Annotated in this window: 1 protein-coding gene; it reads left to right on the top strand. The window is 58.7% G+C overall.

What is annotated here, in order from left to right; genetic code table 11:
- On the top strand, window positions 1–516 hold a 516-nt coding region (locus GVN17_RS29450; protein ID WP_166598784.1), incomplete at both ends, for a hypothetical protein.

The following is a 516-nucleotide window of genomic DNA, read 5'->3' as shown; positions in this document are numbered from 1 at the left end:
TGCCAAAGACGGTACCGTTGCATCGCAAGCCGACTTCGAAGCAGCAATCAAGGCGATCACTTTCGGCACTACGTCGAATGACACCAGCCCCCGCACGATCAACGTTGTAATCAACGATGGCATCGTCGACTCGGCGCCTGCTGTCACCACGATCACTGTCTCCCCGAACGTGGTTCCAACCATCGACCTGGATGGCGACAATTCCAGCGGTGCGACCGGCAACAACTACACCACCAGCTTCACCTTGGGCCACACCGGCGCCATCGCCATCGCCGACACCGATGTAAAAATCGCCGACTCCGATAGCCCAGACCTCAAGTCCGCGACTGTCAGCATCGGCGGTACGCACATCACTGGCGACGCGCTGGCGGCAGGCACCTTGCCTTCCACCATCGTTGCGAGCATCAGTGCAGACGGCAGCAAAGTTGTGCTGACCGCTAAAGACGGCACCGTGGCATCGCAAGCTGATTTCGAAGCAGCGATCAAGGCGATCACTTTCGGTACTTCGTCGACTGA

The organism is Pseudomonas sp. SLFW (genome assembly GCF_009905615.1).
In the GTDB taxonomy this organism is placed as follows: domain Bacteria; phylum Pseudomonadota; class Gammaproteobacteria; order Pseudomonadales; family Pseudomonadaceae; genus Aquipseudomonas; species Aquipseudomonas bambusae.
This window is presented reverse-complemented; position numbering and strand designations above follow the sequence as displayed.